Below are 13,556 nucleotides of genomic sequence, written 5' to 3' on the forward strand. Positions count from 1 at the left end.
GCGCGCGCCCGGCCGAGCGTCGCGCGGCCCCCCACACCCGAGGAAAGGCGCCCCGTCGTGATGCCACTGTGGTCACGCGCCCAGCAGCAGGACTACCGCAGCCGGGTGCGGGGCTGTCTGCTCGGCGGTGCCATCGGCGACGCGCTCGGTGCCGGCGTCGAGTTCGAGTCGCTGGAGAAGATCAGGGCCCAGCACGGCCCCCAGGGCGTCACCGGCTACGTCCCCGCGTACGGGCGCACCGGCGCCGTCACCGACGACACCCAGCTCAGCCTGTTCACCGTCGACGGGCTGATCCGCGCCCACATCCGCCGGGACACCGGTAGCTGGCACCCGCCCACCGACCTGCACCTGGCCTACCTGCGCTGGGCCGCCACCCAGCGCGACTGGGGCCCGGACGAGCGCCGCCCCGACCTCGGCTGGCTCGGCCGCGAGGAGTGGCTGTACGCCCAGCGCGCCCCCGGACAGGGCTGCCTGTCCGGCCTCAGCGGCGCCGACGCCGAGCGGCTCGGCACCCTGGAGGCCCCCAAGAACCCGCACTCCAAGGCCTGCGGCACGGTGGTGCGGGCGGCGCCCTTCGGGCTGCTCACCACCTGGGAGCCGGGCCTGGTGTTCCAGCTCGCGGTGGAGTGCTCGGTGCTCACCCACGGCCACCCCACCGGCTACCTCGCGGCGGGCGCGTTCGCGGTGATCGTCCAGTCCGTCGCCCGCGGCGGCACCCTGGAGGAGGGCGTCCACCTCGCGCTCGCCCTGCTCTCCGAGCGGCCGGCGCACGAGGAGACCACCGCGGCGCTGCGGGCCGCCCTGGACGCGGTGCGGGCCGGCGAGCCGTCCGCGGACCGGGTCGAGGCGCTGGGGGAGGGCTGGGTGGCCGAGGAGGCGCTGGCGATCGGGGTCTACTGCGCCCTGGTCGCGCACGACGTGCGCTCGGGCCTGCTGCTCGCCGTCAACCACTCCGGGGACAGCGACTCCACCGGCGCGATCTGCGGCAACCTGCTCGGGGCGCTGCACGGCGACACCGCGCTGCCGCCGGGCCTGCTGGCCGGGCTCGAAGGGCGCGGGGTGATCCTCGAACTCGCCGACGACTTCGTGCTGGAGCTGGTGCACGGCGCCGAACTGCACGACCGGCGGACCGCGGAGGGCGTCAACTGGACCGCCCGCTACCCGGTGACGGGCTGAACCGGGGCCTCGCGGAGCCGGACCGGAGCCCCTGAGAGGAAACGGGGCCCTCGGAGCCGGACCGGTGCCCCTGAGAGGAAACGGGGCCCTCGGAGCCGGACCGGTGCCCCTCGAAAGGGAGTTGCCCGTAGCGCCGGCCGCCGGCGAGGGGGGCGACGGACACCGCTACGGGCAACTGGTCCGGGTACGGAAACCGGGTGGGTGAGTCAGCTGGGGAGCTCGCCGAAGGCGCCGCCCGCCGCAGCCGAGGCGAAGGCGTTCCAGGCCTCGGTCGAGAAGCGCAGCTGGGGTCCGCGGGGGTCCTTGGAGTCCCGGACGGCGACCTCCCCCGCGCCTGGGGCGGCTATCTCCACACAGGCGCCTTGGCCGCCGCTGTGACTGCTCTTGCGCCAACGGGTTCCGTACTCGGACGGGGTGATCATTCGTGGAATTCCTTCTCGATGTCTGCTATCAGCGACCGGCTCTCCGCGACACCGAGCGCGGCCGCCCTCAGGTAGTCGTACAGACCGGTATAGCGGCGCACGTCCGCCTCCTTCTCCAGGTAGAGATCGCTCGTCACACCTTCGAAGTAGACAACCGTGGAATCGGCTGACTCCGGGAACTCCAGCAGTGAGAATGTCCCGGTCATGCCGGGATGGGCACCGTGCGAGAACGGGATCACCTGGATGGTGATGTTCGGGCGCTGGCTCAGCTCCAGCATCTGCCGCAGCTGCTGGGCCATCACGGCCTTGCTGCCGACCTCGCGGCGCAGCACCGCCTCGTCTATGACGGTCCACAGGCTGCCCAGCTGGTTCTCGCCGTGGATGCGTTCCTGACGCTTCATCCGGACCTGCACCCGGCGCTGCACGGCGACCGCGTCGGTGTCCGGCTGGGTGCCCTCGACCACGGCCTGGGCGTAGTGCTCGGTCTGCAACAGGCCGGGGACGAAGGAGGACTCGTACGCGCGGATCGAGGAGGCCTCGGCCTCCAGCCCGATGTAGACGCTGTACGGGGTCGGCATGTCGTTGAAGTCGTGCCACCAGCCGCGCTGGCGGGACTCCTTGGCCATCTCCATCAGGCTGGCGCGCAGCTGGTCGTCGGGCACCTTGTAGACGTCGCAGAGGTCGCGCACGTCGCGCTGGCTGATGCTGCGGCGGCCGTTCTCCAGCCGGCTGATCTTCGACTGGGAGACCATCAGCCGACCGGCGACCTCCTCCGCCGTCATACCCAGGCCCTCGCGGAGCTTGCGCAGCTCCGAACCCAGGCGTCGGCGGCGCACGGTGGGATTGACGTTGGCGGACACTTCGACCTCCGGCCGGACCTCTGGTGCTCGTTGGAACTGCAGTCCTCGGAACACTTCGGACATTGGGACCAACCCCCCTGACTTGGAGCAGCATGTCACCTTGGGCCAGGTCGGCGCCGGGGAATCACAGCAGCGCGGTAGAACAGATCATCGGAAAAGTGCTTCCGCGAGACAGCGAAAGATCCCAGGTGGTAATGCGGCTCGGCGACTCGGACAGGTACTGCGGAAACCGTCCCCGGACCGGCCCGCACCTGCCCCCGGTACGTGCGGGGGGCGGGCGGTTGCCGGGCGTCCGGGGACGGCGAAGGGGCGGTCGCCGGGCGACTCGCGTCGCGGGGCGACCGCCCCTCGGTGCTGGTGGTGCTGCTGGTGGTGCCGGTGCTGCCGGTGGTGCTGGTGGTGCGTCCGGAGCGGTGGTGCCGGTGGTGTGCCCGGCACCGGTGCCACCGGTTGTGCGTCGGGTCGCTCAGCGCCCTCGGGCGGTGCGAGCGGGGCGGCGTGCGCTGCCGGGTGCGCGGCCGGTGGTGTCGGGCGCCGTGGTGGCTGCCCGCCGGGCCGTCCCGACCGCCCCGGCCGGGGCGGTCCTCCCTGCCTCCGCGGTCCCGCGGCGCTCCGCGGCCCTCCCGGTCTCCCCGGTCAGCGGACGCCGACCCTGGAGACGGGGACCCGGCCGCCCGAACCCCGGCCCGCCGTACGGGCGCCGGGGCGTCCGGCAGCGGCCCCGGGGCCCTGGGAAGAACGGTTCTGCTGTGCCGGCAGGCCGTTCTGCACGTCCATCACGGCGTGCGCGACCATCCCGCCCAGCGGGTCGTACCGGATCAGGTCGCGCAGCCTCGACCGCGAGGAACGGCCCTCGTTGCCCGGGTACAGGTGCTTGCCCAGCCCGACCGAGTGGGCGAGTGCTGCGAGCGCGGCCGTCCGCGGGTCCGGCGGAACACCGGTGCGGATCGCGGTGTCCAGCCGCTGCTTGATCGCGGCGTTGGTGCAGTCGTCGGACGCCTGGTACCGGGTCGTCGGCAGCACCCCGCACACCTGGCCCGGCACGGCCGTGACCATGCCGCAGCGTTCCAGGTGAGCCAGGTAGGTCTGCCGCAGCCCCAGCCGGGGCCCGCCGATCCAGTGCGCCGCGCGGACCGGACTGCCGCGTCGGCGCAGCAGTTCCAGTGCGTGGTCAAGGGTCGGGTCGCCGGTCGGTCGTGCGAGCACGACGGCGATCCGGTCTCCCTCCGGTACGATCCGTCCGGCCAGGGACAGCTCGACGAGCTGCGCCCCGGCGAGTCCGAGGTCGAGGGTCTGCGGCTGCGCCGTGGTACCCGTGGTCGGGTCCAAAGCGAGCAGCAAGAGTTCCTCGGGAACAGTTCTGCGGCTCTTGCCCATCCAAGCCTCCCCGCGTGGATGAGAGACAGGGTGACGCCTCTCACACGGGCTTGTCGAGTACGCCTCCGAATCGTGACCTTGCGGTGAAGGCGCGGAACCGGCGGCGGCGGGCCTTGCGTCTGACTGGTGAACAGACCGCAGCGCGACCGGGGGACGACAATAAGCGCCGGTCGGGCGGGGTGTGCGCGGCCGGAACGGCCGCCGGTGGCGGAGACTGTACAGGTACACGGGCGGGGCGTCGGCTTCCCGAAATCGGGTTCGCCGGTGCCCCGCGGGGCGTTGAGGAGGCTGGGATACGTGGGCGAGTCCCCCGACAGGGTGCTGAGGGACGGCGGCGAGCGGCAGCGGGACCGCGAGCGCGAACGGACCGGTGCGGCGGCCGACGCCGCCGAGCCGGCCGAGGGCGGCTCCGGCCCGGCGGCCGACGGTCCGTCAGCCGCGGCCGCTGCCGGGGCGACCGGCGGGACCACCTCCGACACCTCCTCGGACAGCCCCGCGGAGACCTCCGACGAGACGGATGCGGCGGCGTCCGCCGACGCTCCGGGAGCCGCGCCCAAGGGCGGCTCGACCGTGCAGCTCCGTGTCCGGGATGTGGACAGCCGGACGACGATGCTGCGGCTGCCGGTGGACAGCAAGACCACCGCGCTGCGGCTGCCCGAGGAGCTGGTGAAGGCCGCCGGCAACGGGAGTTCCGATGGTGGGGATAGGGAGAAGGAGTCCTCGCCGGCGGCGGCGCAGGTGACCGGGCCGGCCGGGCGTCCGGTCGCCGCGGACCCGCGTCTCGCCATCCGGACGGATGTCGCGGTGGCGGAGAAGGCGGGGGAGAAGGCCGGGGAGAAGGCGGCGGAGCCGTCCGGGGAGACCGGCTCCGAGGACGCGGCCGCACCTGCCGTGAAGGCGGCCGACGAAGCGTCCGACAAGGCCGACGAGGCCGACAGGACGGGGCAGGCCGGGAAGTCCGAGAAGACCTCGGAGTCCGAGCCGGCCGGAAAGGCCGACCCGACCGATGAGGCCGACCCGACCGATGAGGCCGAGGACGCCGAGGACGCCGGGGCCGACGACCACCCGGAGGACACCGAGGACGCCGAGCGCGCCGACGACACCGGCGCCGAGGACGCTCCCGCCAAGGGCGCCGTGACCCTCGCACTGACCAGGAACGGGCAGTCCGGTCAGCCGTCGGGTCAGGCCGACAAGTTGGAGAAGCCCGCGCCGCCGCGCGCCTCCGGCTCCTCCGCGGCCTCCGCCGGCCGTGCCCTCCCGGCCGGCACCGTGCCGGAGCCGAAGCCCGAGCCGCGCCCGGCGCCCGGGCCCGTCCCCGAGCCTGAGCCCGAGCCGGCCCCCGGTCCGGCCCCGCTGCCGAAGCCGACCCCCGCGCCCGCCCCCGTACCGGGCCCGAAGCCGTTGCCGGAGCCCGACCCGCGGCCGGTGCCGCCGGTCCCGCCGCTGCCCAAGCCCGAGCCGCTGCCCGCCCCCCAGCCGCTGCCCTCGCCGGAGACCACCGCCGAGGCGATGGAGGTCCTGGCCTCCCTCAACGCCCGCCCGGTCTCGCCGCTGCAACGCGCGTTCAAGCGGGTGACCATCTGGACGGTCTTCTTCGCCGTGGTGCTCGGCGCGCTCGCGGTGGCCCAGCTGCTGCGCCCGCTGCCGGACCCCAAGTCGAAGATGACCGCCGCCGGCAGCTACAGCTTCTCCGGCGACCCGCTCGACCTCGCCTGGCCGGCCAAGGGCCAGTCCGCGGCCGAGGTGGTCGGCGTCGGCAGCCTCGGCAGCTCGGGCCCGGAGACGCCGGCCTCGATCGCCAGCGTCACGAAGGTGATGAACGCCTACCTGATCCTCCAGAAGTTCCCCCTGAAGAAGGGGGAGAGCGGCCCGAAGATCATCGTCGACAAGCAGGCCGCGCAGGAGTCCGGCAACGCCGACGAGTCCCGGGTGACGCTCACCGAGGGCCAGGTGCTCACCGAGTACCAGGCCCTGGAGCTGCTGATGCTGCCCTCGGCCAACAACGTGGCCCGGCTGCTCGCCCGCTACCACTCCGGCTCCGAGGACGCGTTCGTCAAGGCGATGAACGACACCGCGTCCAAGTTCGGCATGGCCAACACCATCTACGCCGACCCGGCGGGCTTCAACCAGGAGACCAAGTCCACCGCCAAGGACCAGCTGAAGCTGGCCGAGCAGGTCATGCAGGACGAGATCTTCCGGCAGATCGTCTCCACCTCGGAGACCAACTTCAACAACGTGAAGATCCCCAACACCAACAACCTGATCAACCCGAAGACCGGCGTCATCGGCGTCAAGACCGGTTCCAGCACCCCGGCCGGCGGTTGCCTGATGTGGGCCGCGTACAAGGAGATCGGCGGCGTGAAGCGGCTGATCCTCGGCGTCACCCTGGGCCAGCCGGCCACCTCGCCCAACCCGGGCGACGGCATCCTGCCGACCGTGCTGAAGGTCAGCGGCAAGCAGATCCAGGCCGCGCAGAACGGCGTGACCGGTCAGACCGTGGTGAAGAAGGGCGACGTCGTCGGCTCGGTGGAGGACGGGCTCGGCGGCAAGGTCCCGCTCGTCGCGACCAGGGACCTGGTGGTGGCGGGCTTCCCCGGCATCGCCGGCACGATCACCCTGGACACCTCGAAGATCGGCCACACCGAGCCGGCCGGCAAGGAGGTCGGCGTGCTGCGGGTGGGCGCGGGCGCGGACAGGCTGGAGGTCCCGGTGGCCCTCCAGTCGGACCTGAACCCGCCGTCCATCCAGTCCCGACTGCTGCGCACCCTGTGAGCCGCCGAGGCACCGAGCCTGAGGCACGCGCTGAGGCACTGGGGCACTGAGGCGTCGAGCCGTCGAACACAGGAGGAAGGGGAGCCGGTCCGCACCGGCTCCCCTTCCTCCTTTTCCGCCAGGTCTAGGCGTCCCGGTCGAGCAGCGCGAGGGTGAGCCCGCCGAGCGGCGTCACCCGGTCCGGGGCGCCGTACCGGGTGCGGAGCACCTGCGCCTGGTCCGTCGGCATCGTGCCCAGCGGGTCCGCGGTGTCGCCGAGGACCACCAGCCAGACCCGGGACGCCCCGCCCAGGCAGTCCTCCGGCCGCGGGCAGGGGGTCGGGGAGAGCTCCTCGGCGTCGTCGGCGCTCTGCGCGACGAAGACCGGATGGGGGCGTACGTCCGAGGGCAGGTAGTAGCTGACGCCGGGCCAGGCCATCGCCCAGGACTGGTCGCCCAGCGGGGCCGCCAGTCCGTCCCCGGCGCGGTAGCCGGCCGAGATCTCCCGGGCCGCCGCCTTGAACGGCTCCTCCGAGCCGTTGTGCGAGCCCACGTACCGCACCGCGGGCTGCTCCGGCAGCGCCGCCACGGCCGGTACCGCGAGCAGCCCGACGGTCAGCAGCCCGGCCGTCGCGACGGCTCCCCGGGCCGGGCGGCCGCGTCGCCGGGCCAGGGCCGTCACCGCGCCGTACACCGCCCCGGCGCCGCCGCCGGCCAGCACCGCCCAGGCGGGCACCGTGAACAGCAGGTACCGGCCGAGGAAGTACGAGGTGTCGCCCAGCCGGGACACCAGCCAGACGCCCACCACCGGCAGCTCCGCGAGCAGCAGCGCCTGCCAGGCCTGGATCCGCCGACCGGGCAGCGCCAGCGCCAGCAGCGCCAGCGGGACGAAGGCGTAGAAGACGAGTTCCGAGCCGAACAGCCGCTCGCCGAAGTAGGCGAGGCCGCGCATGGAGGGGGTCGGTATCCAGCCCAGCTGCCGGTCCGACTGCCGGCTGCCCAGCAGCACCACCGGCAGCCCGGGCAGCACCGCCACCGCGACCGCCAGCGGGTACTGCCACAGCAGCCGCCGGTCCGCCGCCGGACGGGTGCGCCACAGGTGCAGCGCCAGGAGCGCCACCTGCCCGGCGACCGTGCTGAAGGAGACCAGGTGCCCGGCACCGGCCAGCGCCATGGCCGCGCAGTACGGCGCCCAGCGCCGCCAGGTCGGCTGCTCCAGCGCGCGCAGCAGGAAGTACGAGGCCGCCGCGATCGCACAGGTCACCAGCGCGTAGGAGCGCGCCTCCTGGGCGTAGCGGGAGATCTCCGGGGGCACCGCGAGCAGCAGTCCGGCGCTGACCGCCGCCACCCGGCCGCCGAACAGCCGCTGGGCGGTGAGCGCCACCAGCGCCGCTGCCCCGGCCATCGCCAGCACGGAGGGTATTCGCAGCGAGACCGTCGAGTCGCCGAACACCGCCGTCCAGCCGTGCATCAGCAGGTAGTACGCGCCGTTGCTGGCGTCGACGTGCTGGAGCAGGCGCAGCAGGTCGCCCAGCGAGCGGGTGGCCACCGTCCAGGTCGCGATCTCGTCCCGCCACAGGTCCGGCGTCCCCAGCCGGTACCCGCCCACGGCCAGCATGACCACTGCCGGCCACACCCAGACCTGCCCCAACAACCGGCCCACCGGGTGCACAGCAGGTCTCATCGGGCCTTCGTCTCCTTAGCGCGGTGTGCCGGGGCGGATCCCACCCTGCCCGGCAGGCTACTTGACCGGCCCTGACACCCCGTCGGCCGCCCGTACCCCCTCCGTCACCCCGTGCCCCACGCCCGATCCGGTACGCTGTGAGCGGCCTGGGAGCACCCGGGCCGCGCCTCAGTAGCTCAGGGGATAGAGCACGGCTCTCCTAAAGCCGGTGTCGCAGGTTCGAATCCTGCCTGGGGCACACCACAGAAGACGAAAAAGGCCCAGGCCAGAGGGGCAATCCCTCCGGCCCGGGCCTTCGTCGTTTCGGGCCGCTAGTCGTCCTGTGCCACGTCCGTGCCAGATCCGTCCGGCGGGGCCTCCTTCTCCAGCTCCTTTTCGACCATCTCGCCCATCCGGTCGGCGATGGCCCGGTCGCGGTCGCTGGTCATGTGCTGGTAGATCAACGCGGCCCGCGCCGTGCTGTGCCCCATGCGGGTCATGAGCTCCCGGGTGCTCGCGCCGCTCTGCGAGGCCAGCGTGTTCCCGGTGTGACGCAGATCGTGAAAGTGCACATCAGCCGAGATCTTCGCCTTCGCCTTCGCGGCACTCCAGTCGTCCCGGAAGTTGCTCCGACGAAGGCGCCCTCCACGCGGTCCGATGAACATGTGGCCGTTCGGCCCCTGCCCGGCGTAGTGCTCCAGGTGATGCCGGAGGGCGTCCACGATCGAGGCCGGGAAAGCCACCGGACGGAAACCGGCGCGGCTCTTCGGCGCCTTGTCGTACAGCTTCCCGCTGTACAGCTCCGCCTGGTTCCGACGCACCCGGAGCAGCCGGGCGTCCAGGTCGACGTCCCGTCGACGGAGGGCGGCCAGCTCACCGAACCGCAGCGTGGTGAACGCAGTGACCAGGACCAGCGCACGCCACCGGGGCGCGATGGCGTCGGCCGCAGCGAACACTTCGGCCACCGAAAGGACCGGCCGCTCGGGCACGTCGTACGTGTCTGCGCCCTTGATCCGGCACGGGTTGCGCTTGATCAGCTCATCGTCGAGGGCCGTGTTCATGATGGCCCGGAGCATCTGGTAGGCCTTGACCACGGTCGGCTCACCGACGCCGGACTCCAGCAGATGGGTCCGCCAGGTTCGCACCCGTTGCGGGGTGATCTGCACGATGAACTTCGGGCCCAGGGTGGGCAGGATGTGCAGCCGAAGCGCCGTCTCGTACCTCTCCCGGGTCGTCTCCTCCAGCTTGCGTTCCTTGAGCCAGCGGAGGGCGTACTCGCCGAAGTTCACCTTGCCGGCGTCCGGGTCGACCCACTTTTCGCGGGAGATGTCGGCTTCGAGCTGGCTCAGCCTGACCTCGGCGTCGGTCTTGGTGGCGTAGGTCTTCTCGTCGGGCCGCAGCGCGCCCGTGAGCGGGTCGCGGTAGCGGACCTGCCAGCGGCCGGAGGGGAGCTGTCGGACGGCGCCGAAACGGCGGCGGCTGTTCTTCTTGTTGGCCATCAGGCGGCGTTCCTGTTCGTGGTGGAGCGGCGGGCGGTGATCGGCTGCACGGTGTTGGAGGCGATGAACTCGGCGACGGCGGAGGCCGGGATGCGGACGTGGCGCCCGATCTTGACGAAAGTGATCCGGCGCTCCTCGATCAGCCGGCGGGGGAAGCGCTCGCCGCTGGTCTTCCAGGTGCCGAGAACCTCCGCGACTTCGCGGACGCTCAGCAACTGCTCCGGCAGGGCCGGGGCCCGGTGGTTGGCCAAGATGTCCTCCTGTGCGGATCGGGCCTTCCGGGGGGTGGGGTGATGCGGGGTCCTGCGGCGTGTGGTTGTCCGAGGTGGGGATTTCTGCGTCATTGCGTCAGCAGCGTCATGCGGTGGCTTTGACCTGGGGTTTTGCATGACGCAGGGATTGGGGGCTGCGTCATGGGTGCGTCATGGGCTGCGTCACGAATGACGCTGGCCATGTCGCACATGACGCAGGGATGACGCAGCGGCCGTCCTCTGCGTCATGGTCTTTCGTGCAGGTCAGGGGCCGTCTTTCGGCTCTCATGACGCACATGACGCAGGGTCTTCCTACCTAGGAAAAAAGGGAGGGGTGTCTGGAGTAGTTGGCGCTCGCCGCAAAGCGAAATGAGGAGCCGCTTCGCGGCGCGTCCTTCGGGCGGCTTCGCCGAACAGCAAGAAGAGCACCCGCTCGGGCGGAGCGGAGCCGGGTGCTCTTCTTGCTTGTCCGCGCGGTCAGGTGACCCGGAGCTGTTCGTGCGGGGGGACGGGGGCCGGGCGGGCCATTTCGAGGTAGCGGCCCTCGAAGGTGCGGCCGGTGTCGATGAGGACCCCCCGGGCCGCGAGGGTGGGCTGGAGGCGCTTGAGACGGTCGGACAGCACCTTTCCGGTGGTCGGCCAGCCCTTGGGCAGGGGCCGCAGTTCGTCGCCGCTGTAGAGGCGGCCCAGGCACGCCAGCCACTCGGTGGAGGTCATGCGCTGGGCGCCGCCGGGCTCGATCGTCTCGGCGTGCTGGAGGACGGTCTGCGCCAACAGGTCGCCCTCGATGACGTCGTCGTTCAGGTCGTCCAGGCTGGCCCGGTAGGCGGCCAGCGCCCCGAAGCCGGTCGCGGCGTCGAGCTGCGCGCACAGGTGGGCGAAGTCGGCCATGCGCAGGTCGGTGGGCGTCTCCGCCTCGGCCGCGCGGACCTTGACCGTGAGGTCGAGCAGGGACCCGAGGACGATGGGCAGCACTTCCGCGTACTCGGCCCACAGCTCCGCCTCGGTACGCCTCACGCGGGGCCGCTCCAGGTGGAGTGGGAGGAGGCGTTCGGCGAGGTCGGGGCGGATGACGCCAACGTCGATGCCGGTCAGCAGCAGCGGCCGCCGGTAGGAGGAGCGGTGCACGTCCCCGTCGGTGAACAGCGCCCTCTTGACCGACTCGGCGCCGGTGACGATGCAGCACATGGCGTCGGAGAGATCCGGGCCCATGTGGCTCAGGTTGTCCAGGGCGGTGACCCAGCCGGCCGCGACCGCCGAGATCAGGTCTTCCTCGCCCTTCGGGGCCCGGCGCAGGTCACCGCTCATGCCCTCGATGATCCGCACGAGCATCCGGCCACCGGTGGACTTGCCGGCGCCCTGCGGCCCGGTGAGGAACGGCGCGGGCACGGGCACGGAGGGGCCGAGGCAGCCGATCAGCCAGGCGATGGCCAGGCACTCGGCCTTGGCGTCGGCGAAGTTGCACAGCCGCAGCAGCAGGTCGATGCCCTTGCCGTCGGTGTCCTTCACCGGGAGCGGGAGTTCGCCGGTGAGCTGGGTGCGCCGCCAGCACACCTCACGTGGGTCGGGCACGGTGATGTCCCAGCCGGTGGGGTGGATGCGCACGGACAGGCCGTCCGCGCGGCCCAGGTCGAGCCAGGTGGCCCCGCCGAACCCGGGGGCGACGCGGATGTGCACGGGCTGCACGTCCTCGGACAGGGCGAGCGCTTCGATCAGGTCCAACGCCTCCTTGATCGCGGTTCCGTTGAACACGCCCACGCCGTCCCGGTACAGGCCGACCATGAGTTCCTGGCGGTGGCTGCCGGTCGTGCCCTGCGAGCGGATCGGTCGGGCCACCGGGTGGCCCGTGCGCTGCGCATACACGGCCCCGTCGGCGGTGCGGAAGTACCGGAAATGGGCCTGCGCGTAGTCGGCGATGATCTCCCGCGCCGGGGTCTTCTCGTCCTCGGCCACGGTCACAACCCCAGCCGGACGAGGGCGTTGGCCCACGCGTCGGCGCAGTGCCGGGGCGATTCGCCCTTGGCCTGCGCGGCGGCGAACAGCCGCGCGGTGTGCGCCTCGGTCAGGCACCCACACCGGCCGTGCGTCGAGAGCACCGCGAGGAACGTCGCGAACACCGTGGCGTGCACCGCGCTGCACGCCTCGGTGATGCGCTGCTCGGCCATCAAGATCCCACGGGCCAAGAAGGTCGGGGTGCGGTGGGGGCACGTCCCCCCACCGGCCGGTGCGGGCACCGCGACGGAGGCCGGCCGGACCGGGACGGCCTCCTTCACGAGCAGGGCGCGGACCGTGTCCGGCAAGGCCGTCATGGTGCCGGTACCAGGCCCGAGCCACCGGGCGTAGGCCATGGCGGACTTGATGTCCACGCCGGGCCGGACCGCGTTGGCGGAGGGCATGGCGCCCCGGTAGAGCCAGTGCTCGCCCCGGGTGGTGGGCACGGTCCGGGTGGCGGGCAGGGTCTCGTGCGCCCACGCGACGGCGTCGGCGTCGTCGAGGTCGACGACGGTCACGTCGGCGCCGCCGGGGTGGTAGGCCACCGCCGCAGCCTCCCGCCACGCCCGCGCCCACTCCGGCGAGTTGATGACGGCGGGGTCGGTGGTGGCGGCGGCCCAGCCGTGGCACGGCAGCGGGCAGTTGCAGGGGCCGGGGGTCTTCATGTTCGGCCGGCCGCCGCACGCGTTGCCGGTGCAGCGCGGGCAGTTGCCGAACGGCACCTTCCCGGCTCGCAGCGGCATCACCGGGACGCCGAAGGTCGCCAGGAAGAGGGCGATGGACAGCGGGTGCTCTCCCCGGATGGTGGTCGGTTGGGTCATGCTGGGGGTTCTCCTCGTCTCGATGGGGCGGGGGAACCGGAGCGGCCGGGGTCCTGGCCGGGAGTGCCGGCCGCTCCGGGCGGCATCAGAGCGTGGTGCGGCGGGGACTGGGGGGCCGCCGGTGCTGGGCGTCGGTCACGATCACGGTGTGGTCGAAGGCGAGGTCGGGCAGGTCCGTCAGCGGCACCCATGCCACGGCGGTGGCGTCGTCCCCGGCTCGGGCGCGGGGGTCGTCGGACACCTCGATCCGGTAGGCGACGCTGATGTACCTGCCGCGCGGGTCCCGCTCGGGGGCGTCGTAGATGCCGATCAGCGTCAGCTCCTCGGCGGCCACGCGGATGCCGGTCTCCTCCAGCAGTTCGCGCGCGGCGGCGTTGCGGGACGTCTCGCCGGGGTCGACGTGCCCGCCGGGAAGGGCGAGCTGGCCCTTGTGCGGCGGCCAGCCCCGTTCGATCAGGAGCACGTGGCCGTTCCAGACGCACACAACGTCGGCGGTGTATCGCAGGGTCTCGAAGATCTCGGTCATGCAGTCCTCTGTCTCCGGGCTAGGTCAGTCGTGGTCGGGGCCGCAGGCGCAGTTCTCGGGGTCGGCGCCCTGCCCGATCTGGCAGGCGCAGTAGATGAGCCCGAACGGCACGCGGGTCGGCTCGCCGCCGGGGCAGTTGTCGCATTCGCCCGGGGCCCAGTCCTTGATGCCCTCGTTGGCGAACTCGTCCGGGTCGTCGTCGTACACGGGCAGGCCTT

The 13,556-nt window shown here is 72.5% G+C and carries 12 protein-coding genes and 1 tRNA gene; 3 read left to right on the plus strand and 10 right to left on the minus strand.

Annotated features, from left to right (window positions below; genetic code table 11):
* The first annotated feature begins 60 nt into the window (after nt 1-60).
* Entirely contained in the window at nt 61-1,176 is a 1,116-nt protein-coding gene (locus ACZ7RU_RS35285) for an ADP-ribosylglycohydrolase family protein (RefSeq protein ID WP_470345091.1), read from the plus strand.
* A gap of 206 nt (nt 1,177-1,382) precedes the next feature.
* On the opposite strand, the gene ACZ7RU_RS35290 is transcribed toward ACZ7RU_RS35285, so the two are convergent.
* From ACZ7RU_RS35290 to ACZ7RU_RS35300, 3 genes are all read right to left on the minus strand, one after another.
* Nucleotides 1,383-1,598 (minus strand): DUF397 domain-containing protein, encoded by a 216-nt coding sequence (locus tag ACZ7RU_RS35290; RefSeq protein ID WP_470345092.1) that lies wholly within the window; start codon nt 1,596-1,598, stop codon nt 1,383-1,385.
* On the minus strand, nt 1,595-2,458 hold the full coding sequence (locus ACZ7RU_RS35295) for a helix-turn-helix domain-containing protein (RefSeq protein WP_387749374.1): 864 nt from the start codon (nt 2,456-2,458) through the stop codon (nt 1,595-1,597). The genes ACZ7RU_RS35290 and ACZ7RU_RS35295 overlap by 4 nt, the downstream gene beginning before the upstream one ends.
* A gap of 636 nt (nt 2,459-3,094) precedes the next feature.
* Nucleotides 3,095-3,835: a GOLPH3/VPS74 family protein gene (locus tag ACZ7RU_RS35300; protein WP_470345093.1), complete on the minus strand. Its 741-nt coding sequence runs from the start codon at nt 3,833-3,835 to the stop codon at nt 3,095-3,097.
* A 297-nt stretch (nt 3,836-4,132) separates the two neighbouring features.
* Here ACZ7RU_RS35300 and ACZ7RU_RS35305 point away from each other — a divergent pair, with 297 nt between their 5' ends.
* Nucleotides 4,133-6,607 (plus strand): D-alanyl-D-alanine carboxypeptidase family protein, encoded by a 2,475-nt coding sequence (locus ACZ7RU_RS35305; protein WP_470345094.1) that lies wholly within the window; start codon nt 4,133-4,135, stop codon nt 6,605-6,607.
* A 124-nt stretch (nt 6,608-6,731) separates the two neighbouring features.
* On the opposite strand, the gene ACZ7RU_RS35310 is transcribed toward ACZ7RU_RS35305, so the two are convergent.
* Complete coding sequence (locus ACZ7RU_RS35310; RefSeq protein ID WP_470345095.1) at nt 6,732-8,270, minus strand: glycosyltransferase family 39 protein; 1,539 nt, start codon at nt 8,268-8,270, stop codon at nt 6,732-6,734.
* A gap of 165 nt (nt 8,271-8,435) precedes the next feature.
* Between ACZ7RU_RS35310 and ACZ7RU_RS35315 the strand changes: the two genes are divergently transcribed.
* Nucleotides 8,436-8,508 (plus strand) — tRNA-Arg (locus ACZ7RU_RS35315).
* 73 nt (nt 8,509-8,581) lie between these two features.
* Here the strand turns inward: ACZ7RU_RS35315 and ACZ7RU_RS35320 are convergent.
* The 6 genes from ACZ7RU_RS35320 to ACZ7RU_RS35345 all read right to left on the minus strand — a co-directional run bounded on the left by ACZ7RU_RS35320 (nt 8,582) and on the right by ACZ7RU_RS35345 (nt 13,545).
* Nucleotides 8,582-9,748 (minus strand): tyrosine-type recombinase/integrase, encoded by a 1,167-nt coding sequence (locus tag ACZ7RU_RS35320; RefSeq protein ID WP_470345096.1) that lies wholly within the window; start codon nt 9,746-9,748, stop codon nt 8,582-8,584.
* Nucleotides 9,748-9,975, minus strand: coding sequence for an excisionase family DNA-binding protein (locus ACZ7RU_RS35325; RefSeq protein WP_470345141.1), 228 nt, complete (start codon nt 9,973-9,975; stop codon nt 9,748-9,750). Before ACZ7RU_RS35325 ends, ACZ7RU_RS35320 begins: the two co-directional genes overlap by 1 nt.
* 501 nt (nt 9,976-10,476) lie before the next feature.
* Nucleotides 10,477-11,952, minus strand: a complete 1,476-nt coding sequence (locus ACZ7RU_RS35330) for an ATP-binding protein (protein ID WP_470345097.1) — start codon at nt 11,950-11,952, stop codon at nt 10,477-10,479.
* Nucleotides 11,953-11,954: 2 nt separating this feature from the next.
* The gene (locus tag ACZ7RU_RS35335; RefSeq protein ID WP_470345098.1) at nt 11,955-12,812 is read right to left on the minus strand and encodes a bifunctional DNA primase/polymerase; all 858 of its coding nucleotides are present in this window, start codon (nt 12,810-12,812) and stop codon (nt 11,955-11,957) included.
* Between the two features lie 85 nt (nt 12,813-12,897).
* Nucleotides 12,898-13,338, minus strand: a complete 441-nt coding sequence (locus ACZ7RU_RS35340; RefSeq protein WP_470345099.1) for an NUDIX domain-containing protein — start codon at nt 13,336-13,338, stop codon at nt 12,898-12,900.
* Nucleotides 13,339-13,362: 24 nt separating this feature from the next.
* The gene (locus ACZ7RU_RS35345) at nt 13,363-13,545 is read right to left on the minus strand and encodes a hypothetical protein (RefSeq protein ID WP_470345100.1); all 183 of its coding nucleotides are present in this window, start codon (nt 13,543-13,545) and stop codon (nt 13,363-13,365) included.
* Nucleotides 13,546-13,556 lie beyond the last annotated feature (11 nt).

Source organism: Kitasatospora sp. NPDC114501 (assembly GCF_055633695.1).